Annotated in this window: 19 protein-coding genes; 9 read left to right on the top strand and 10 right to left on the bottom strand. The window is 69.6% G+C overall.

The genetic code is table 11. The annotated features are described in order from the left end of the window. Positions 1 to 164 precede the first annotated feature (164 nt). A complete protein-coding gene (locus AL072_RS03195) occupies positions 165 to 776 on the top strand; it encodes a TetR/AcrR family transcriptional regulator (protein WP_045581543.1) in 612 nt (203 codons plus the stop codon). Positions 777 to 903: 127 nt separating this feature from the next. Here the strand turns inward: AL072_RS03195 and AL072_RS03190 are convergent, their stop codons facing one another. Continuing rightward, entirely contained in the window at positions 904 to 1,302 is a 399-nt protein-coding gene (locus AL072_RS03190; RefSeq protein ID WP_245636739.1) for a MarR family winged helix-turn-helix transcriptional regulator, read from the bottom strand. A 560-nt stretch (positions 1,303 to 1,862) separates the two neighbouring features. Here AL072_RS03190 and AL072_RS03185 point away from each other — a divergent pair. Together AL072_RS03185 and xth are read left to right on the top strand one after the other, a co-directional pair. Continuing rightward, positions 1,863 to 2,546: a fumarylacetoacetate hydrolase family protein gene (locus tag AL072_RS03185; protein ID WP_045581544.1), complete on the top strand. Its 684-nt coding sequence runs from the start codon at positions 1,863 to 1,865 to the stop codon at positions 2,544 to 2,546. A gap of 9 nt (positions 2,547 to 2,555) precedes the next feature. Next, positions 2,556 to 3,350 carry an exodeoxyribonuclease III gene (gene xth, locus AL072_RS03180; protein WP_045581545.1) on the top strand — a complete coding sequence of 265 codons (795 nt, stop codon included), beginning with the start codon at positions 2,556 to 2,558 and terminating at the stop codon, positions 3,348 to 3,350. A gap of 37 nt (positions 3,351 to 3,387) precedes the next feature. On the opposite strand, the gene AL072_RS03175 is transcribed toward xth, so the two are convergent. The 3 genes from AL072_RS03175 to AL072_RS03165 all read right to left on the bottom strand — a co-directional run bounded on the left by AL072_RS03175 (position 3,388) and on the right by AL072_RS03165 (position 5,953). Next, entirely contained in the window at positions 3,388 to 3,969 is a 582-nt protein-coding gene (locus AL072_RS03175; protein ID WP_045581546.1) for a histidine phosphatase family protein, read from the bottom strand. Positions 3,970 to 3,983: 14 nt separating this feature from the next. Further along, entirely contained in the window at positions 3,984 to 4,853 is an 870-nt protein-coding gene (locus tag AL072_RS03170; protein ID WP_245636738.1) for a YcbK family protein, read from the bottom strand. 212 nt (positions 4,854 to 5,065) lie between these two features. Continuing rightward, complete coding sequence (locus AL072_RS03165) at positions 5,066 to 5,953, bottom strand: MBL fold metallo-hydrolase (protein ID WP_045581548.1); 888 nt, start codon at positions 5,951 to 5,953, stop codon at positions 5,066 to 5,068. A gap of 250 nt (positions 5,954 to 6,203) precedes the next feature. Between AL072_RS03165 and AL072_RS03160 the strand changes: the two genes are divergently transcribed. Further along, a complete protein-coding gene (locus AL072_RS03160; protein ID WP_045581549.1) occupies positions 6,204 to 6,983 on the top strand; it encodes a hypothetical protein in 780 nt (259 codons plus the stop codon). A 42-nt stretch (positions 6,984 to 7,025) separates the two neighbouring features. On the opposite strand, the gene AL072_RS03155 is transcribed toward AL072_RS03160, so the two are convergent. Together AL072_RS03155 and AL072_RS03150 are read right to left on the bottom strand one after the other, a co-directional pair. After that, positions 7,026 to 7,730, bottom strand: coding sequence for a response regulator transcription factor (locus AL072_RS03155; RefSeq protein WP_045581550.1), 705 nt, complete (start codon positions 7,728 to 7,730; stop codon positions 7,026 to 7,028). Positions 7,731 to 7,847: 117 nt separating this feature from the next. Further along, on the bottom strand, positions 7,848 to 8,420 hold the full coding sequence (locus AL072_RS03150) for a glycosyl transferase (protein ID WP_245636737.1): 573 nt from the start codon (positions 8,418 to 8,420) through the stop codon (positions 7,848 to 7,850). A gap of 231 nt (positions 8,421 to 8,651) precedes the next feature. Between AL072_RS03150 and ribA the strand changes: the two genes are divergently transcribed. From ribA to AL072_RS03135, 3 genes are all read left to right on the top strand, one after another. Continuing rightward, a complete protein-coding gene (ribA, locus tag AL072_RS03145; protein WP_082108878.1) occupies positions 8,652 to 9,956 on the top strand; it encodes a GTP cyclohydrolase II in 1,305 nt (434 codons plus the stop codon). A gap of 231 nt (positions 9,957 to 10,187) precedes the next feature. Continuing rightward, complete coding sequence (locus AL072_RS03140; RefSeq protein WP_045581552.1) at positions 10,188 to 11,153, top strand: hypothetical protein; 966 nt, start codon at positions 10,188 to 10,190, stop codon at positions 11,151 to 11,153. Then, positions 11,150 to 11,716, top strand: a complete 567-nt coding sequence (locus AL072_RS03135) for a L,D-transpeptidase family protein (RefSeq protein ID WP_082108879.1) — start codon at positions 11,150 to 11,152, stop codon at positions 11,714 to 11,716. The genes AL072_RS03140 and AL072_RS03135 overlap by 4 nt, the downstream gene beginning before the upstream one ends. A gap of 23 nt (positions 11,717 to 11,739) precedes the next feature. Here the strand turns inward: AL072_RS03135 and AL072_RS03130 are convergent, their stop codons facing one another. Further along, the gene (locus AL072_RS03130; RefSeq protein ID WP_245636735.1) at positions 11,740 to 12,483 is read right to left on the bottom strand and encodes a YggS family pyridoxal phosphate-dependent enzyme; all 744 of its coding nucleotides are present in this window, start codon (positions 12,481 to 12,483) and stop codon (positions 11,740 to 11,742) included. Between the two features lie 170 nt (positions 12,484 to 12,653). Here AL072_RS03130 and AL072_RS03125 point away from each other — a divergent pair, with 170 nt between their 5' ends. Next, positions 12,654 to 13,268 (top strand): hypothetical protein, encoded by a 615-nt coding sequence (locus AL072_RS03125; RefSeq protein ID WP_045581553.1) that lies wholly within the window; start codon positions 12,654 to 12,656, stop codon positions 13,266 to 13,268. 64 nt (positions 13,269 to 13,332) lie between these two features. On the opposite strand, the gene AL072_RS03120 is transcribed toward AL072_RS03125, so the two are convergent. The 3 genes from AL072_RS03120 to AL072_RS03110 form a co-directional block, all read right to left on the bottom strand. Next, entirely contained in the window at positions 13,333 to 14,421 is a 1,089-nt protein-coding gene (locus tag AL072_RS03120) for a porin (protein WP_045581554.1), read from the bottom strand. Positions 14,422 to 14,881: 460 nt separating this feature from the next. Continuing rightward, on the bottom strand, positions 14,882 to 15,976 hold the full coding sequence (locus AL072_RS03115) for a porin (protein ID WP_045581555.1): 1,095 nt from the start codon (positions 15,974 to 15,976) through the stop codon (positions 14,882 to 14,884). 316 nt (positions 15,977 to 16,292) lie between these two features. Next, positions 16,293 to 17,471, bottom strand: a complete 1,179-nt coding sequence (locus AL072_RS03110; protein WP_045581556.1) for a porin — start codon at positions 17,469 to 17,471, stop codon at positions 16,293 to 16,295. Positions 17,472 to 17,794: 323 nt separating this feature from the next. Between AL072_RS03110 and AL072_RS03105 the strand changes: the two genes are divergently transcribed. After that, complete coding sequence (locus AL072_RS03105) at positions 17,795 to 18,343, top strand: DUF3576 domain-containing protein (RefSeq protein ID WP_045581557.1); 549 nt, start codon at positions 17,795 to 17,797, stop codon at positions 18,341 to 18,343. Positions 18,344 to 18,416 lie beyond the last annotated feature (73 nt).

Below are 18,416 nucleotides of genomic sequence, written 5' to 3'. Positions count from 1 at the left end.
GGCCTTTGTGCCATCGGGCCTTTGCGCCCTCGGGGCGCCGCCAGATCGCCTTAGGTGGCGATGATTTCATAACGCATGTTACGATAACGATCGTTATGAAATATGGACAGAAGGCTGTCAACTGGTTTAATAACGGTCATTATGAAAAGGTCGGGGGTGGGCTGATGGGACGCCATCGCGAATTCGACGTGGAGAAGGCGCTGGACGCCGCCCTGTGCGTCTTCTGGCGCAAGGGCTACGAGGGGGCGTCCTACGCCGACCTGACGGAGGCGACAGGGGTCGAGCGGCCGGCGCTCTATTCCGCGTTCGGCAACAAGGAAGCGCTGTTCCGCCGGGCCCTGGACCGCTACTACGAGCGCTATCTGGACTTCATCCCGCAGGCGATGAAGCTTCCCACCGCAAGGCACGTCGCGGCGCACATCCTGTACGGCGCGGCCGATCTCAACACCCGCTATCCGAGCCACACCGGATGTCTCGGGATCAACGGTGTCCTGGCGGGATCGGACGAGGCGGAAGCCGTGCGGCAAGCGCTGATCGAATTCCGCGCGACCGGCGAGGCACAGCTGCGCGAGCGCTTCGAGCAGGCGAAGGCCGAGGGCGACCTGCCGGCGAGCGCCAAGGCCGACGCCCTCGCGGCCTTCGTGATGGCCGTCTCCCACGGCATGGCGGTGCAGGCCAAGGCCGGCTTCAGCCGCGACCAGCTGGAGGCCGTTGCCGAGCAGGCGCTTTCCACCTGGCCCACCGGCGGCTCCGCACCGTCGGGCTCCTCGCCCTGACATTTGCGTCCCGACTTTCCGGTCCGGACGCCACAATAGAAAAGCCCGCCCCGCATCCGGCGTCTGCCGGTGCGGGGCGGGCTGTCAGTCGTCCGCGGTGCCTGGAGCGTGGCGGTAAGGCCGGGCCTTACTTCGCCCGCGACACCCGGCGCAGGAAGTCGATGAACTGGACCTGCTCCTCCGGAGACAGATCCTTGACCATGCCCTGGTCGTGGGCCTGGACGCGCGGGATCAGGTCGTCCATCAGCGACTGGCCTTCCGGCGACAGCCGCAGCGCATAGGACCGGCGGTCGTTCGGCGAGGGCGCGCGGACGACGAGGCCGCGCGACTCGAGCCGGTCGATCACCGCGACCATGGTCGACCGGTCGATGCCGACCGCCGTGCCGAGGTCGGACTGGGACAGCCCCTCGTTCTCCCGGATCATGATCAGCACGCCGAACTGGCCGGGCGTGATGTCGTGCGGAGCGACCGCAGTCTGGAAGCTCTGGAACACCGCGACCTGAGCCTTGCGCAGGTTGTAACCCACGAGTTCAGGAAGAGGGCCGAGAGCAAGCTTGCCGTTCTTCCCGGGCCGCAGACGCGACCGCCGGTCGGCGGGAGTGGAACGCTCGTTGTCAGTCACCGTGGATGCCACATTTTGGATGAATTTTCGGATGAACGGATAAAATGCGGGCAAGCCATTCGTTTGTCAGCAAGAACCGCACATGCAATAGGCTGTGCATACCAGATATGCGCCAAACGTATTGGTTGGAGGCCATACAAATTCCATCTTGAAGAGTCAAGAAGTGGTCGACGCCGATTTGACGCCGATCGCCCGCCGAGCGGTTTCCCCTGCCGCAGGCGGGTTCCCGAATCGGAGCTTCCGGCGCCCGGTCCCCCCCAGACCGGGCGTCTTCGTGTCCGGGCCCTGCCGCGGCCCCGGGCCGGATTCGGGCCGGCTTCGGGCCGGGCCCGCGACTCGCCGGCTGTCTGGCCGGGATGGCGGGGCACCTTGCAGGGCAGGGCGGATGGTTGGGCGCTTGGTCGGTAGCCCGCTTTCGGGTTAGCTGTTCGGGACGTCTCAAGCCCAACCAGAAAGCCGATGCCATGGCCTTCGCCATTCCCCTGTGGTCCCAGCCGGCCGTCCCCGTCGCGGGCGGCGATCCGTTCCCGGTGCGCCGCATCTATTGCGTTGGCCGCAACTATGCCGCCCATGCCCGCGAGATGGGTGCCGATCCCGACCGCGAGCCGCCGTTCTTCTTCATGAAGCCGGCCGACGCCATCGTCGCCGACGGCGCCACCATCCCCTATCCGCCCCGGACCGCCAATCTCCACCACGAGATCGAGCTGGTCGTGGCCATCGGCACCGGCGGGCGCGACATCGCGGTCGAGAGCGCGCTCGACCATGTGTTCGGCTATGCCGTCGGCCTGGACATGACCCGGCGCGACCTGCAGAACGCCGCCAAGAAGGAAGGCAAGCCCTGGGACATGGGCAAGGGCTTCGACCAGTCGGCCCCGTGCAGCGCCATCCGCACCGTCGCCGACCTCGGCCACCCGGCCAAGGGAGCGGTCACGCTGCAGGTGAACGGCGAGCCGCGGCAGAAGGGCGACCTGTCCGACCTGATCTGGTCGGTGGCGGAGACGATCTCCTACCTGTCCGGGCTGGTCGAGCTGCAGCCGGGCGACCTGATCTACACCGGCACGCCGGAAGGCGTCGGCCCGGTGGTGTCCGGCGACGTGCTGACCGGCGCGGTCGAGGGCGTCGGCACCATCACCCTGACCATCGCCTGAGCCGCCGGCATGCGCATCGCGACCTGGAACATCAATTCGGTCCGCATGCGTCTGGACCTCCTCCTCCGCCTGATGGAGGAGGAGCGGCCGGACGTGATCTGCCTGCAGGAAACCAAGGTGGTCGACGCCGACTTCCCGTTGGCGCCGCTGGCGGAGCGCGGCTATGTCCACGCCCACATCCACGGGATGAAGAGCTACAACGGCGTCGCCATCCTGTCGCGCCTGCCCTTCACGTCGCATGACGTGCAGCATTGGTGCGGCAAGCAGGACTGCCGCCACGCGCTCGCCCATCTGCCGGGCGGGATCGAGCTGCATTGCGTCTACATCCCGGCCGGCGGCGACATCCCCGACCCGGCGGTGAACGACAAGTTCGCCCACAAGCTCCAGTTCCTCGACGAGATGACCCGCTGGCTGGGCACCGAGCGGTCGCCCGACCGCCCGATGGTGCTGGTCGGCGACCTGAACATCGCGCCGCTGGAACAGGATGTCTGGAGCCACAAGGAGCTGCTGTCGGTCGTCTCCCACACCCCGGTCGAGGTGGAACGGCTGGCGGCGATGCAGGCCTCCGCCGGCTGGGTCGACGCCATGCGCCGCTTCGTCCCGCCCGAGGAGAAGCTCTATACGTGGTGGAGCTACCGCGCGAAGGACTGGGCCGCCTCCAACCGCGGCCGGCGCCTGGACCATGTCTGGGTGACGCCGCCGCTGGAAGGCGCGCTGCAGGGCGTCAAGGTGCTGCGCGATGCCCGCGGCTGGGAGCCCAAGCCATCGGACCATGTGCCGGTGATCGTCGACCTGGATGTCTGACGGGGGAGGGGGCGCAACGCCCCCTGTTCCCGCAGCCTTATTCCAGCAGGCCGATGTTCATCCGAACCACCGCCGGCGTGCCGTCGGCGGCCAGCCGGAACAGGTGGGCGCAGCCGTTGACGAGATCGTCGCCCGGGGCGTCTCGCATGTCCCATCCGGTGGCCAGCGCATAGAGCGCGCGCAGGATGCCGTTGTGGGCGACGGCACCGGCCGGGCGGCCGTCCATGGCGACATCGGCCAGCCAGGAGCGCAGGCGGGCCTGTACCTCGCGCGGGCTCTCGCCGCCGGGGGCCTTGAAATCGAGGCCGAGCCGGTCATGCCGGTCGGGCATGCGGCCGTCGGCGCGCAATTCCTCGATACGCAACCCTTCCCACTCACCCCAGTCCATCTCGACGATCCGGGGGTCCGGCGTCGGGGCGAGGCCGAGCAGGGCAGCGGTTTCCCATGCCCGGCGCTTCGGGCTGGCGAACCAGCGCAGATCGGCCGACCCGGGCGGCAGGCGGTAGCGGGCGACCCGGGCGCGGCCGGCGTCGGACAGCGGCTCGTCGATGCTGCCCTGGATGCGCCCTTCGGCGTTCCAGGCGGTCGGTCCGTGGCGGAGGATCAGCAGGGTGGTCATGCGGGACGGCTGCCTCAGCGCTTCGCCGGCTTCTGGGCCGGCATGTCCTTCAACTGGGCCAGCACCACCCGGACGCGCGGCAGGTCCGGCGGCGGTGCCTTGGCCGGTGTCTTGGCCGGCTTGGCCGCCGCGTCGGCGACCTGGGTCGGCGCCTTCGCCGTGGATTTCGCCCCCGGTTTCGGCCCCGTACTTGCCACTGCCTTCCCCTGGCCCTTGGCCTGGGTCTTCTCCTGGGCCTGGGCGAGCATCCGCTCCCGGGCGCGGGCACGGGCCTGCGCCTCCAGGATCTGCGGGGCGCGCGGCTCGCCGGTCTTGGGCGTCCAGGTCCGGAACGGGCCGGTGTCGACATGGACATGGCCGGTGTGGGCGTACATCGCGTAGCCGCCGCGCTGCATCGCCGCCGCCTCCTCCGCCAGACGGGCCGGCGGGACGCCGGCGATGGAGAAGTCCGCGGCCTGTCCGCGCATGTGGTAGGAGTTCTCGGCCACGTTCGGGTTGCTGCGGGCAAGGCCGGCGTTGGTGGCGCCCGACCGGTAGCCCGAGGTGATGCGGATCGGCGACTCGGGCGGCGCGCCGACGCGGCGGCGCAGTTCCACCAGCATGTCGACCAGGGCCGGATCGATCGGGATCGTCTCGTCGCTGCGGCGGTCGCGGAACAGCACGGCGATCTCGCGCATCGCCGCCGGGTCGTAACCGCCATCCGGGCCGCCACTGGGGCGCCAGTAGGTGACGGACGCCGTCTCGCCGCTGGCGGGGTGGTGCAGCACCACCGAGCGGGGTTCGCCGTCCAGCCCGGCGCTGTCCAGCGGCCCGGTGGTGGCGCAGCCGGCCAGCTGCGTGGCGAGGGTCAGCACGGCGAGACTCCACACGGCACGACCGGTCATGCGCATCGCTTTTCCCCCCGAGCTTCGCACGCCAACGGGACCCCGCCCGCCCCAATCGAGACGGGGTTGCACGCCGATCTAATACCAAGATTGTCACACGAGGCCAGTGTGACAAAGCAACCTGTGGCGCAATCGACACGCACAAGTGCTTTTGGCTGGGGGAAGTCGGATTTTGGATTCAACTGCCGGGACGGATATGGGGGCGGGGGCGCCTACAACGACAGTTCCATCCCTTCGCGGGCGACCAGCGATCCGGGGCGCATCGCCTCGGCCTCGGCGGCGATGACGTCCAGCTCCTCGTCGGTGCGGGCCGGGTCGTGGTGGAAGACCACCGCGCGGCCGACGGCGGCGGCGTCCGCCAGCCGCAGGCATTCCTGCCAGGTCGAATGGCCCCAGCCGACGCGCGAGGGATATTCGGCGTCGGTGTAGGTGCTGTCATACACCATGGCGTCGGCGCCGCGCAGCAGCTCCAGGATCGCAGGGTCGCGGCCTTCGGCCGGATGCTCGGTGTCGGTCAGGACGCACAGGCTGCGGCCGCCATGCTCCACCCGGTAGCCGGTGGCGCCGTCGGGATGGTTCAGGCGGCAGGTGCGCACCGTCACCCCCGGCACCGGCTCCAGCGTCTGGCCGGCCTGGAAGTCGCGGTACTGGCAGTCGGCCCGGAAGATCTCCACCGGGACCGGGAACAGCGGCGCCGTCATCATGTCGGACAGCACGGTGCGGAAGGGCCGCTCCGGAGGCAGATGCCCGGCCCACAGCCGCAGCCGGCTGGCCGGGTCGAAGGCCGGCGCGAAGAAGGGCAGGCCGCAGATGTGGTCCAAATGGCTGTGGGTCAGCAGCAGGTCGATGTCCACCGGCCTACCGTCCCGCACCAGCGCCTCGCCCAGCGGACGGATGCCGGTGCCGCAATCGAAGACGATGTGGGCGCCGCCGCAGCGCACCTCGATGCAGGCGGTGTTGCCGCCATAGCGGATGGTCGACGGCCCCGGCGAGGCGATGCTGCCGCGCACGCCCCAGAAGCGGACGGTGAAGGGCGATGCGCCGCCGGCCTCTTTCCGGGCGGGCGGGGGGGCGGCATTGTTCGAAGGGGGAACGGTCATGACGGCGCCATCGTGGCGGCCCCGCTTGCCCAAGTCTAGGCAAAACCAAATCCCGGCCGACCGTATCGGGCGAATCCCTTCGGGCAGGTCGTCGCCGTCCGATCAGGGTGCATCCCGACCGGCCAGCCCACGAAGGGCATCTGTCCAAACCCATAAGATGTGGTAGGTTGAGCCTGGTCGCGCAGTGCGCGGCATGACCTGCAATGGTCCCCGCGCCGGTGGGGACCGGCTCCGGCGGAACCCGACGCGGATGGATCCTGACAAGCTCGCCAAAGTCCTCGCCATGGCCGAGTCGGAGCATCAGGGCGAGGCGCTGTCCGCGTTGCGCGCCGCCCGCATCATGCTGTCCCGTGCCGGCCTGTCCTTCCGCGACCTGGCGGAGCGCGCCCGCGCCCCCGTATTCCCGGCGCCGGAGCCGCCGGCCGCCGAACCGCCCGGCGCCCCCGCCCCGCCGCCGCCGCCCGACGAGCTGGTCCGCGGCCTGCGCCGGCAGGTGAGGGATCTGGAACTCGAACTCGCCACCCTGCGCCGCCAGCTCGACAAGGCGGCGGGCGATGCCGACCGCCAGCGCGAGGAGGCCGACCGCTGGCGCACCCTGGCGCGCGAGACGGCGGAAAAGCTGTGGGACATGGGCAAGGCGCTGGAGCGCAAGCACTCCCGCCATGCCGACACCGACAAGCGGCGCACCGTGCTGGAGCTGTTGCAGGATCCGGGCAGCGCGCTGCTGTCCGACCGCGAGATCGCGCGCCGCGTCGGCGTCTCGGCCCATGACGTGACCCACTGGCGCCGGCGGCTGGCGATCGTCGGGCGCAAGCTGCGGCTGCTGCCGGTGGTGTCGCGCGGGCGCGGGCTCTGGATCGGCCCCTCCGCCAGCGGGTTGGCTACAGGCGGCTCCGGCGCCGGGACCATGCGGGGGCGGCCCGGCGGGCCGCCGGCAGGGGAGCGCCGCCGCTGGCTGGGCTTCGCCGGCGAGGTGACCATCGCCGAACGCGGGAGCCGCCGGGACCTGGCCCCCTGTGGCCGGCGCTGACCGGCAGGCGCTGATCGGCAGGCGCCGGTCGGCAGTCGACGGTCAGGGCACCAGCCGGTAGCCGCCGGGCTCGGTCACCAGGATGCGGGCGTTGGACGGGTCGGCCTCGATCTTCTGGCGCAGGCGGTAGACGTGGGTTTCCAGCGTGTGGGTGGTGACTGCGGCGTTGTAGCCCCAGACCTCCCCCAGCAGGGTCTCGCGCCCGACCACCAGATCGCCGGCCCGGTACAGGTATTTCAGGATCGCCGTTTCCTTCTCGGTCAGGCGGATCCTGCGGTTGGCGGCCTCGTCCAGCAGCAGCTTGGCGCCGGGGCGGAAGCTGTAGGGGCCGATGGCGAAGACGGCGTCCTCGCTCTGCTCGAACTGGCGCAGCTGGGCGCGCAGCCGGGCGATCAGCACCCCAAGCCGGAAGGGCTTGGCCACATAGTCGTTGGCGCCGGATTCCAGCCCCAGGATGGTGTCGGCGTCGCTGGCCGACGCGGTCAGCATGACGACGGGGCAGCGCACGCCCTCGCGCCGCAGCAGCTTGCAGACGTCGCGCCCGTCCATGTCCGGCAGCCCGACATCCAGCAGGATGGCGGAAAAGCCGGTCCCTGCCGCGGCAGCAGCCCGCGCCGCCGCCAGCGCCGCGGCGCCGTCCCCGGCCTCCTCCGTCTCATACTCCTCCAGCAGCCGGAGCTGCTCCGCCAGGGACTGGCGCAGGGCGGTGTCGTCATCGACCAGGAGGATGCGCTTTGCGGAGGTCATGGGTCGTGCGGCACGGAACGGGAAGCGGGGGCCCCGGCGGCGGGGCCGGGCCTTAGTAGCATGGCGCCGCCGGATTGTCGTGATGGCTTGTGGCCGCCCGTCCACCCGATGCTGCCGCTATTCCATCGACAGCGCGGCCAGCAGCGCCGCCGCTCCCTCGCCGTCCGCCGCGGCGAGCACCAGCCGGTCGGGCCGCATCCCCAGCGCCTGCACCGCCCCGGCGGTCGCGCCGTCCGGCACGACGATGCGGCGCATCAGCGACAGCACCCCCTGTTCCAGGTTGTGGCGCACCGCCGCCTCGTCGGCAGCCAGCGCCGGATCGCTCCAATGCAGCCGCTCCACCAGGGCCGACAGGCGCAGGCGGCGGTGGTCGGCGGGCAGGCTGGCGGCCAGATTGAACAGCGCGTTGCCGTCCAGCAGCACCGTCGCACCGTCGGGCAGCCGGGCCAGCGCGACGTCGGCGGCCAGGATCGCCGACGGGTCGACCCGCGGATGCGGGCCGGGCAGGGCGTGGATGGTCATGCCGGCCCCAGCGGCGCGCAGCGCCTCGACCATGCGGCGGCCATAGGAGTCGGCGGGAAGATCCGCCGGCATCGCCACATGAAGGCCGGGCCTAGGGTGGCCGGGCCTAGGGTGGCCGGGCTGGGGCAGGCCGGGCTGGGGTTGGGTCTTCACGGCATCGGTCGTCACGGGTGGTACTCTCCCGAATGATGGGGCGGGTGCTGTCGGGCGGCATCCTGACATGGCCGCGCTTTCTCCGGAACAGGCCGGCCGGCGGGATCGTTGCGCCGCCGGCAACGGTGTGGCGCGCGGGAATCGCTGGACAGGGGCGCGCCACCTGCGCTTTGCTTCGCCCGCCGACCGCACCATGTCCCGTTCCTGCGCCGGATGAGGCGCTCCCGCTACGTAAAGCCGCTGACGATGCACGCCGAACGCCCTTCCTCCGCCACCGCCATTCCGTCCGCGCCCGCGGCCTCTTCCGCATCCGGTGCCGCAGCCACTGCTGCAGCCACTGCCGCATCCGGTACGGCGCCCATCGACGAGGCGGCCGTGCGCGCCGTCGACCGGGCGCTGGCCGCGTTGCGCCGGGGCGAGGTCGTGGCGATCGAGACCGCCGACGGCACCGTCGGCGCCGCGGTTTCGGTGGAGTCGGTGGCGCTCGACGCGGTGGAACGGCTGAAGGCGCTGACCGGCGGTTCGCCGCGGCTGGTCGTCACCCGCCGCCGGGCGATGGTGCTGGGGCTGGCCGATGCACGCCCGGCCCCGGCGTCCGGCGACGGTTCCTCCGACGGCTCCCTGGGCGAAGGCTTCGGCGCGATGGCGCTCGACCGGCCCGGCGGGCTGAGCGCCGATCAGGCCCACGCGCTGGCCGATCCCGAACAGCATCCGCTGGCGCAAGGCAGGCTGCCCGCCGGCCTGACCGCGGCGGAAGCCTGCCCCGGCAGCCGCGAGGCCACCGCGGTCGACCTTGCCCGGCTGGCCCGCCTGCTGCCCGCCGCCATCACCGCCGACCTGCCGCCCGCTGCGGACGCCGGTGCCGCCAGTACCGCGGCCGCCAATGCCGCGGAGTGGGCGGCCGAGCATGACCTGCTGCTGGTGCGGGCCGCCGACGTCGCCGACTACCGTGTCCATGTCGTGCGCACTCTGCGCCTGGTCGCCGACGCACGGGTGCCGCTGGTGGGATCGGAGAACACGCGCATCCATGCCTTCCGCCCGGCCGACGGCGGGCCGGAGCATCTGGCCATCGTCATCGGCGACCCCGATCCGGAGCAGCCGGTGCTGACCCGCCTGCATTCCGAATGCTTCACCGGCGACCTGCTGGGATCCCTGCGCTGCGATTGCGGCGACCAGCTGCGCGGGGCCATCGCAGAGATCGCCCGCCACGGCAGCGGCGTGCTGCTGTATCTGGCGCAGGAGGGGCGCGGCATCGGGCTGGTCAACAAGCTGCGCGCCTACCGCATCCAGGACAGCGGCTTCGACACCGTCGACGCCAACGAGATCCTGGGCTTCGAGGCCGACGAGCGGGTCTATCTGCCGGCGGCGGAAATGCTGCGGCAGCTCGGCTTCCCCGCCGTGCGGCTGATGACCAACAATCCGGAGAAGCTGCGCCAGCTCGCCCGCTGCGGCATCGCCGTGGTGGAGCGGGTCGCCCATGTCTTCCCGGCCAACGGCCACAACGACGCCTATCTCCGCACCAAGGCGGAACGCAGCGGCCACATGTTCTGAGCCGCAAGCCTGCAAAGGGGAGGGCGGGGCAGGAAGCGCCGGGCCGACCCGGCAGTTCTTGCCCGGTGCCGCCACCAGCCCTCTCCCGCGGGGGAATCGGATTCCGGGTGCGGCGGTCCGGCAGCCCGGAATCGGTCCCCGGAGCGGCGGGATTCCGCTCCGGACAGGGGGCGAGCGCTGGCACGAGGCTTGCTTTCCCTTCTCTCCGACCACCGAGCCGGGAGACCGCCCATGGCCATCGACGCCACCACCATCGACAGCAGCGCCGTCCAACGTATGGCGCCGCGTGAAAAGGCGTCGCCGGTCATCAATGACGGCCACAACGGCGGCCCGGTCGAAATCCGCGGCGAGATGTCCTTCTGGGATTTTCTCGACGTCATCAATCCGCTGCAGCACATCCCGATCGTCAGCACCGTCTATCGCGAGATCACCGGCGACACCATCCAGCCGTCCATGCGGGTCATGGGCGACATGCTCTATGGCGGCGTGGTGGGCGGCATGGCCTCCATCGCCAATGCGGTGATCGAGGAGGGGACCGGCACGGACATCGGGGACAAGGTCATGGCCTCGCTCGGCTTCGGGAGCGGCGACCAGCCCGCCGATTCCATCGCCGTGGCGGACGCCCCGGGAGGGCCGGCCGCGTCCGCTGCGACGTCCGCTGCGGCATCCGCCCAGGCCCCTGCCGGACCTCCGCCCGCAGGCGGGCTCGCCGCGGCGCTGGCCGCCGCCAGGCCGACCAGCCTCCAGCCGCCTGCGCCGGCGACCGGCCAGCCGGTCCGGCTCGCCGCCGCGCAGGAGCCGCCGGCGCTGGCCGCGCAACTGGCCGCCGGCGGGACGGGAGCGCCGCACCCCGGCAAGATGCCGGCGCGCGACACGCCGCTCGCCAGTTCCGCGCTTGCCAAGCACAGCGTGCCGCGCCAGGTCGCGCCGACCACCGGGGCGGTGATGGCCGCCGCGCGGGCCGCCGGTGCGGCGCCCGCCGACGGCACTCCGGGCGCCTCCCCGGGGACTCCACCGACGGGCGCCCCGGGCACTGCGGCGGCCGCAGCAGCCAAGGCATCGTCCGGCGAGGCCGCCGGTCCGCTGCCGGTCGCGCCCGACATGCTGTCGGAGACGATGATGCGCAATCTGGCGAAGTACGAGCAGTCGCGCAAAGCGGCGCAGGCCGCCGCCAGCACCACGCGGCTGTCGGGATGAGCGTCGAGATCATCGTGACCGCGGATGACTTGACCACGGATGACGGGACCGCAGCCGATGGGATCGCAGCCGTCACCGGCCGCCTGCGCTGGCCGGGAGGCGAGGCGCCCTGCGTGCTGGGCCGCGGCGGCGTGCGTGCCGACAAGCGCGAGGGCGACGGCGCGACCCCCGTCGGCCGCTTCCCGCTGCGCCGCGTGCTGTGGCGGGCCGACCGGCTGCCGGTGCCGGAGACCGGCCTGCCCGTGCAGGCGATCGCCGAGGACGACGGCTGGTGCGACGAGCCGCGGGATCCCGCCTACAACCGCCCGGTCACAAGGCCCTATCCCGCCAGCCACGAGGAGATGTGGCGGGACGACCATGTCTACGACATCGTGGTGGTGATGGGGCACAACGACAACCCGGTCGTGCCGGGGCTGGGCAGCGCGGTGTTCCTCCACCTCGTCCGTCCCGACCGCGCGCCGACCGCCGGCTGCGTCGCGCTGGCGCTCGGCGACATGCTGCGCCTGCTCAACGATTGCGGGCCGGGCAGCGCGCTGAGCGTCGCCGGTCCGGCCGCCGGGTGATGCCGCCCGTCAGAGGCCGTCCGTCAGGGAGCGGGGTAGGGGCGGGCGCCGAAGATCGCCGTGCCGACCCGCACATGGGTGGCGCCGAAGCGCACCGCGATCTCGTAATCGCCGCTCATGCCCATGCTGACCTCGGCCAGTCCGAGCCGGCGCGCCATCTCCGCCAGCAAGGCGAAGTGCATCGCCGGCTCCTCGTCCACCGGCGGGATGCACATCAGGCCGGTGACGGGCAGCCCGAGCCGGTCGCGGCAGTCCGCCAGGAAGGCCTCGACCTCCGCCGGGGCGATGCCGGCCTTCTGCGGCTCCTCGCCGGTGTTGACCTCGATCAGGCAGCGCGGGCGGCGGCCGGTCCTGGCCATCTCCTCGGCCAGCGCCTCGGCCAGCTTGGGGCGGTCCAGCGTCTGGATCGCGTCGAACAGGGCGACCGCGTCCTTGACCTTGTTGGTCTGCAGCGGCCCGATCAGATGCAGCTCCAGGTCGGGGAACCGCTCCTTCAGGGCCGGAAACTTGCCCTTGGCCTCCTGCACGCGGTTCTCGCCGAACACGCGCTGGCCGGCGGCCAGGGCCTCCTCCACCGCCTCTGCCGGGTGGGTCTTCGACACCGCCACCAGCGTCACCGCGCCTGCGCCGCGCCCGCAGGCCGCCGCTGTGTCGGCGATGGCGCGGCGCACCGAGTCGAGCCGGCCCGTCACCGTGTCCACGACCCCCGAACCGCCTGATTCGCTGCCGGTTCGCGTATCCTTGCCAGTGCCCTGCGTCGTCGTCATGGCGGCCCCCAATCCGGTCGCTGCGGGTGTACAGCGCTTCCGCGGCGTGTTAGCCGACGATCCGCGGAAACGCAAGCGCCCCAAGCAACCGGCCACTGGCGGCCGGCAACCGGCCATCGGTTCGGCGGGCGCCGGCATCGCCACCGTTTGCAAATCGAGGAGACCTCCGCATGCGGAGTCCGTTTCGTTCCCTGCTCTCCGCCCTGACCCAGGCGGCTCCCGCCGGCCTGCTCACTGCCGGGCTGCTTTCCGCCGGCCTGGTTGCCGTGGCGTCGGTCGCCCTTCCCGCCCACGCCGAAGAGCATGCGAAACCTGCGCCCAAGGCCGCGGCACCGGCGCCGGCAAAGCCCGGGGCCAAGTCCGCCAAGGCCAAGCTCATGGTCGGGTCGCCGATGACCAAGGTGCGTTTCAGCGAGCCCGCCTTTCCGCTGACCGACGACGGCACCTATCGCGGCTATATGGACAGGATCCTGGACGAGTACGGCCGCCGTTGCGTGCGGCAGGAACAGTTCGGCTGGGAGATCGCGAAGGACGACCAGGAGCGGCTGGACTATATCTTCCAGGGGACGATGACCAATTACGGCCGCATCGGCTATCTGCTGGGCGAGATCCATCCCAAGGCGGTCACCGATCCCGAGACCATCGCCTTCCTCGCCGACCGCGAGAAGAAGCGTTTCCTGCTGGTGTGGACGCCGCTGGAGACGTCGGTGCTGTTCATGATGTGCGAAACCGTCGACAAGGCCGCCAAGACCGAAGCCACGCCCAAGACCGTTCAGAAGAAGTGACCGTAACAAAAAGAGGCGGCGGATTGCTCCGCCGCCTTCGCGTCTGCTGCCAGGAAGCCGTCGCTCAGAAAGCGAAGCGGGTGTCCCACAGAACGATGTTGGCGTCGTTGCTCACGCCGCCGACCTTGTTGTCGAGGTAGCTGTATTCCAGGCCGGTGGTCAGGCCGGGGGCGACGGTGTAGGTCACGCCGGCCTGCCAGACATGGGCGCGGGAGTTCAGGCCTGCGAAGTTGCTGTCGATGCCCTGGGCGTCGGTGTAGGTGGCGGCCAGGATGACCGGACCCATCGTGTAGTTCGCGCCGACGATCCAGATCTGCTGATCGTCCACGCCGGTGGTGCCGGTGGCATAGCCGCTGTCGCCGCTGAAGGCGTAGCTGCCGCCGACCTTGAAGTTGGCGTAGGACACATTGGCGCCGACATGGACCGACGACAGATCCTCGAGCCCGCTGGCCGCCTTGGCGAACTGGTAGGCCGCGCTGGCCTCCACGCCGACGCCGCCGAACTCGGCCTTGTAGGTGGCCTGGACTTCGCCCATGTCGCGGTAGGCGGTGCTGTTCTTGCGACGGTTCACGTCGGTGTTGCTGCTGCCGTAGGTCGGGGTGTAGGCGGCGCCGACCTGGAAGCCGGCGAAGCTCGGCGTCAGGTAGATGATCTTGCTGCTGGCATCGCCCGACTCCAGCGTGCGCAGGCTGCCCAGCACGTAGGGAGCACCGGCGGCGTTCACGTAGTAGTTGATGTACTGGGCGTCCGGCGACGCTTCGATGCCTTCGACGTTCGGGCCGATGATGCCGTATTCGTCGGCCAAGCCGTTGATGGTGCCGGCCTGGACGGTGCCGAAGGTGCCGTTCACGAAGATGAACGCGCGGTCATTGTCGGTGGTGCGGCTGCCGCCCGCGGCGGTGACGGAGCGCAGGCGCAGGCGGGCGCCGTATTCCAGCCCGTTGTCGGCCTTCGCCGTCGGGGTCAGGGTCAGACGGAAGCGGTTGGCGAACTCGGTCGTGCGCAGGCCGCTGTCGTTGTCCTGGTCGACGTAGGCGCCCTGGAAGTACGCGTCGCCGCCCAGGAGGATGTCGAACTTGGACTGGGCCGAGGCGGTTCCGCAGCCGGCGGCGAGGGCGACGGCGGCGCCGCCGATGATGAGGGAACGCTTCATGGAGTGTCCATCCTTATGCCTGCGCCCCAGGAGTCGAGAGGGGCGGAATTGTATCCTTGCTTGCGTCGATTTAATCCTGCCGGGTATCGGGCAGCAAGTGGCAAACAGACGGCCAATCGCCACCGGCGGAAAGGCGTGACGCGAAAAACACGGCTTTTCGGATGGTTTCGCTTCGGATGTGAAGCAACTCTTTGCTTTTGGAGGATTTGCCGGGTCATTCGTGCCGCGCCACCTGATCGAACGGCTTATCCATTCGGATGAGTGTGCTGGAGGGAGCCGGGATCTGATGTTTATCTTGGCAGAGTGGGTGGCAGGCGGCCAATCCAGGCGGTCAATCGATCAGGGGTGGTGGTGCATCGGACGGTGACGGTGCCGGTTGTGCCCCCGCTGGTCGTCCGGCAAAAAAAGAGGCGGCGGAATTGCTCCGCCGCCTTCACGTTTGCTGCCAGGAAACCGCCCCTTAGAAGGAGAAGCGGGTATCCCACAGGAAGATGTTGGCGTCGTTGTCCACGCCGCCCGACTTGTTGTCGACGAAGCTGTATTCGAGGCCGGTGGTCAGGCCCGGGGCGACGGTGTAGGTCACGCCGCCCTGGTAGATGCGGGCACGGGCATAATCGGCGGCGGTGGCGGCGCCGGTGCCGACATTGGCACCCTTGGCATCGGTGTAGGTGGCGGCCAGGATCATCGGACCCACGGTGTACTGGGCACCGATGAGCCAGACCTGGTTGTCGTCGACGCCGGTATGGCCCTTGGCGTAGCCGCTGTCGCCGCTGAAGGCATAGCTGCCGCCGATGGCGAAGGCGCCGTAGGTGACGGTGGCGCCGGCGTGGACCGACGACAGATCCTCGAAGCCCGTCGGAGCCTGGGCGAACTGGTAGGCGGCGCTCGCCTCCAGGCCGAGGCTGCCGAAGGCGCCCTTATAGTAGGCCTGGATTTCACCCATGTCGTTGTAGGTGACGTTCTTGCGGCGGTTGATGTCGGTGTTGCTGCTGCCGTAGGTCGGGGTGTAGGCGGCGGTCAGCTTGAGGCCGGCGAAGCTCGGGGTCGCGTAGACGATCTTGGTGCTGGCGTCGCCCGACTCCAGCGTGCGCAGCGCACCGGTCACGTACGGCAGCGTGGTGACGCCGTAGAAGGAGGAGTAGAAGCCGTCCGGGCTGCCCGAGATGCCGTCGATGTTCGGGCCGATGACGCCCGAGTCGTCCGACGGACCGTTGGTCACGCCGGCCTGCACCGAACCGAAGGTGCCGTTCGCGAAGATGTACGCGCGGTCGTTGTCGGTGGTGCGGCTGCCGTTCGCGGCGGTGACGGAGCGCAGGCGCAGGCGGGCGCCGTATTCCAGACCGTTGTCGGCCTTCGCCGTCGGGGTGATGTTCAGGCGGAAGCGGTTGGCGAACTCGGTCGTGCGCAGGCTGTTATCGTTGTCCTGGTCGACATAGGCGCCCTGGAAGAAGACGTCGCCACCCACCAGGACGTCGAATTTGGATTGGGCCGAGGCGGTACCGCAGCCGGCGGTGAGGGCAACGGCGGCGCAGCCGATGATCAGGGAACGCTTCATGGAGTGTCCATCCTTTTGCGTGCGCCCCGTCTTACCGGGGTGCGAACGGTTGTCTTTGTGACTTTGACTTAACCGCGCGCGGTTCCGGCCGGCAAGAGGCAAACTGTGACGTTTTCACTCATCCGCCACATAGTGGCAACAAAAGCACATAGGTAAGTGTTTGAAGTAAAACGGAAAAATCAAAGTGCTGCTTTTTTGGTACTCTTGCTGTGCGAAAAATCGGCACATGGATCAAAAATTGAGCGCAAAAAGAAAGGGCGGTGACCGAAGCCACCGCCCTTTCCATCCGTTGCCGGACGCCTTATCGGAAGACCGATTAGAACGCCAGGACCGAACGGAGGATCACGACGTTGCCCTTGTCGTCGCGGTCGACGGCGGCGGTCGTCTGATCGCTGTCGGCCTCGAAGTAGTCGTACTGGGCCTGCAGGGTGAAGCCCGGGGCGACGGTGTAGCCGACACCGATTTCGTAGACCTGCAGCTCACGCTCGCCACGCGACAGCAGCGAACCGGCGTCCTTGCCGTTCTTGTAGTTGGCGCCGACAACGATCGGGCCGGTGGTGTACTGGACACCGACAACCCAGTTGCGGCTGTTCTCGGTGAAGTAGCCGGCGCGCTCGTTCTGGCCCGACTTGCCGAAATCGACGTAGCTGCCGCCGACGCTGAAGCCGGCGTAGCCGACCTGCGCACCGAGCTGCCAGGCGTTCAGGTCCTTGTAGTTCGACGAGACACCGCCGGCGGTGACGTCATCGACGGCCTGACCCCAGAAGTAGCCGGCGCTCGCCTTCAGAGCAACGCCACCGAAGGTGTTGCTGTAGTTGGCGCCGACTTCGACCATGTCGGTGAAGGTGGTGGCGAACTGACCAGCGACGGTGCCGACCGGATCGGTGCGGTTCACGTCGGTGTTCGAGCTGTCGTTGCGCGGGGTGTAGCTGGCGCCAACCTGCAGACCGGCGAAGCGCGGCGAGAAGTAGACGATCTTCGACGAGTTGCCATCGGGAACCAGCGACTGCACGAGCATGCTGCCGCCATTCAGGCTGGCGAAGCCGCCCGAGATGTCGGTGTTGGAGCCGAGGAACGCGGTCACGCCGTCATAGATGCCGAGCGGCAGGTAATCCTGCGGGGCCGTGACGTAGGTCTCGTCGCTGAAGGTGTTCTGCGTGCCCATGCGGACCTGACCGAACGAACCCTGCGCGAAGATGTAGGCGCGGTCGTTGTCGGTGGTGCGGGCGTTGTTGGCGCCGCCGACCGAACGCATGCGCAGACGGGCACCGTACTCCAGGCCGTTGTCGGCCTTGGCGGTCGGGATGATGTTGATGCGCATGCGGTTGCGGAATTCCGTCGAACGGAGGCCCGTGTCGAGATCCTGGTCGACGTAACCACCCTCGAAGTAGGCGTCGCCGCCGACCTTCACATCGAACTTGGCTTGGGCGTTGGCAGCGCCAGCACCGAGAGCGAGAGCAATGGCGGCGGAGCCGGCCAGCAGATAACGGTTCATAATAGGTGCCTCCATCCTGGCAGCAGATGTTTCAGCCTGGTTGACGTCCTGGCTGAGACTTTCGTACGCACCCCCGCCCTTGCCAGCAAGCGGCAAATCTCCGTGATTGCTGCATTGGGGGGACAGTGTGTCGCACGGAGCACACTAAGAAGCCCCCCCATCCGGCGCCGCCACAGTCGAACCCGGCACGGCGGAGCCGGTGCCGCGAGGCGGGGCGAAGATGCTTCCGCTGTTGCGTGGGGCCGTCCACTTATGGTCTGTTCAGCGGCATTCCGCGCGTGACTCGCGCGCGGCAACTCCTTTTCTGAACCGGGTTACCGACCATGCGCCGTTCGACCGCCCTTCGCCTTGTCCCTGTACTGCTCGCGGCCTCCGTCTCGATCGCCGGCTGTGCAAGCTGGGGCGGCAAGACCGAAACCGTCGAAGAGCAGATGAAGAACAAGGACTACAAGTTCGGCAGCCTGCTCGGCACGGACGGCGGCATGAACCTGTTCGGCAAGAACAAGCGCGGCGGCGACCAGGACGCTTCCGGCGGCATCGGCGTCAACAGCTTCCTGTGGCGCGCCTCGCTCGACACGCTCTCCTTCATGCCGATCGCCTCTGCCGATCCGTTCGGCGGCGTGATCCTGACCGACTGGTACACCCCGCCCGACTCGGCCAACGAGCGGTTCAAGGTCAACCTCTACATCATGGACCGCCAGCTCCGCGCCGACGGCATCCGGGTGTCGGTGTTCAAGCAGCAGCGCACCGGCGCCGACTGGCGCGACGTTCCGGTCGGTCCGGAGACCGCCGGTACGCTGGAGGACGCGGTGCTGACCCGCGCCCGCCAGCTCCGCGTCTCGCAGAACGCCCAGAACGCGGCCACCCGCTGACGGCAGGGCCGCTCCCGGCCTCTGAGGCCGGGCAGGCATCCAGACCCGGCCGGAGGCCGGGCAAGCATCCAGC

Origin of the sequence: Azospirillum thiophilum, from assembly GCF_001305595.1 — a bacterium.
Classification (GTDB): domain Bacteria; phylum Pseudomonadota; class Alphaproteobacteria; order Azospirillales; family Azospirillaceae; genus Azospirillum; species Azospirillum thiophilum.
This window is presented reverse-complemented; position numbering and strand designations above follow the sequence as displayed.

Coding starts and splice junctions, on each gene's coding strand:
- AL072_RS03195 (WP_045581543.1), top strand. CDS start 165: ATGGGACGCCATCGCGAATTCGACGTGGAGAAGGCGCTGGACGCCGCC.
- AL072_RS03170 (WP_245636738.1), bottom strand. CDS start 4,853: ATGACCGGTCGTGCCGTGTGGAGTCTCGCCGTGCTGACCCTCGCCACG.
- xth (WP_045581545.1), top strand. CDS start 2,556: ATGCGCATCGCGACCTGGAACATCAATTCGGTCCGCATGCGTCTGGAC.
- ribA (WP_082108878.1), top strand. CDS start 8,652: ATGCACGCCGAACGCCCTTCCTCCGCCACCGCCATTCCGTCCGCGCCC.
- AL072_RS03105 (WP_045581557.1), top strand. CDS start 17,795: ATGCGCCGTTCGACCGCCCTTCGCCTTGTCCCTGTACTGCTCGCGGCC.
- AL072_RS03115 (WP_045581555.1), bottom strand. CDS start 15,976: ATGAAGCGTTCCCTGATCATCGGCTGCGCCGCCGTTGCCCTCACCGCC.
- AL072_RS03135 (WP_082108879.1), top strand. CDS start 11,150: ATGAGCGTCGAGATCATCGTGACCGCGGATGACTTGACCACGGATGAC.
- AL072_RS03185 (WP_045581544.1), top strand. CDS start 1,863: ATGGCCTTCGCCATTCCCCTGTGGTCCCAGCCGGCCGTCCCCGTCGCG.
- AL072_RS03160 (WP_045581549.1), top strand. CDS start 6,204: ATGGATCCTGACAAGCTCGCCAAAGTCCTCGCCATGGCCGAGTCGGAG.
- AL072_RS03155 (WP_045581550.1), bottom strand. CDS start 7,730: ATGACCTCCGCAAAGCGCATCCTCCTGGTCGATGACGACACCGCCCTG.
- AL072_RS03125 (WP_045581553.1), top strand. CDS start 12,654: ATGCGGAGTCCGTTTCGTTCCCTGCTCTCCGCCCTGACCCAGGCGGCT.
- AL072_RS03165 (WP_045581548.1), bottom strand. CDS start 5,953: ATGACCGTTCCCCCTTCGAACAATGCCGCCCCCCCGCCCGCCCGGAAA.
- AL072_RS03140 (WP_045581552.1), top strand. CDS start 10,188: ATGGCCATCGACGCCACCACCATCGACAGCAGCGCCGTCCAACGTATG.
- AL072_RS03130 (WP_245636735.1), bottom strand. CDS start 12,483: ATGACGACGACGCAGGGCACTGGCAAGGATACGCGAACCGGCAGCGAA.
- AL072_RS03120 (WP_045581554.1), bottom strand. CDS start 14,421: ATGAAGCGTTCCCTCATCATCGGCGGCGCCGCCGTCGCCCTCGCCGCC.
- AL072_RS03175 (WP_045581546.1), bottom strand. CDS start 3,969: ATGACCACCCTGCTGATCCTCCGCCACGGACCGACCGCCTGGAACGCC.
- AL072_RS03110 (WP_045581556.1), bottom strand. CDS start 17,471: ATGAACCGTTATCTGCTGGCCGGCTCCGCCGCCATTGCTCTCGCTCTC.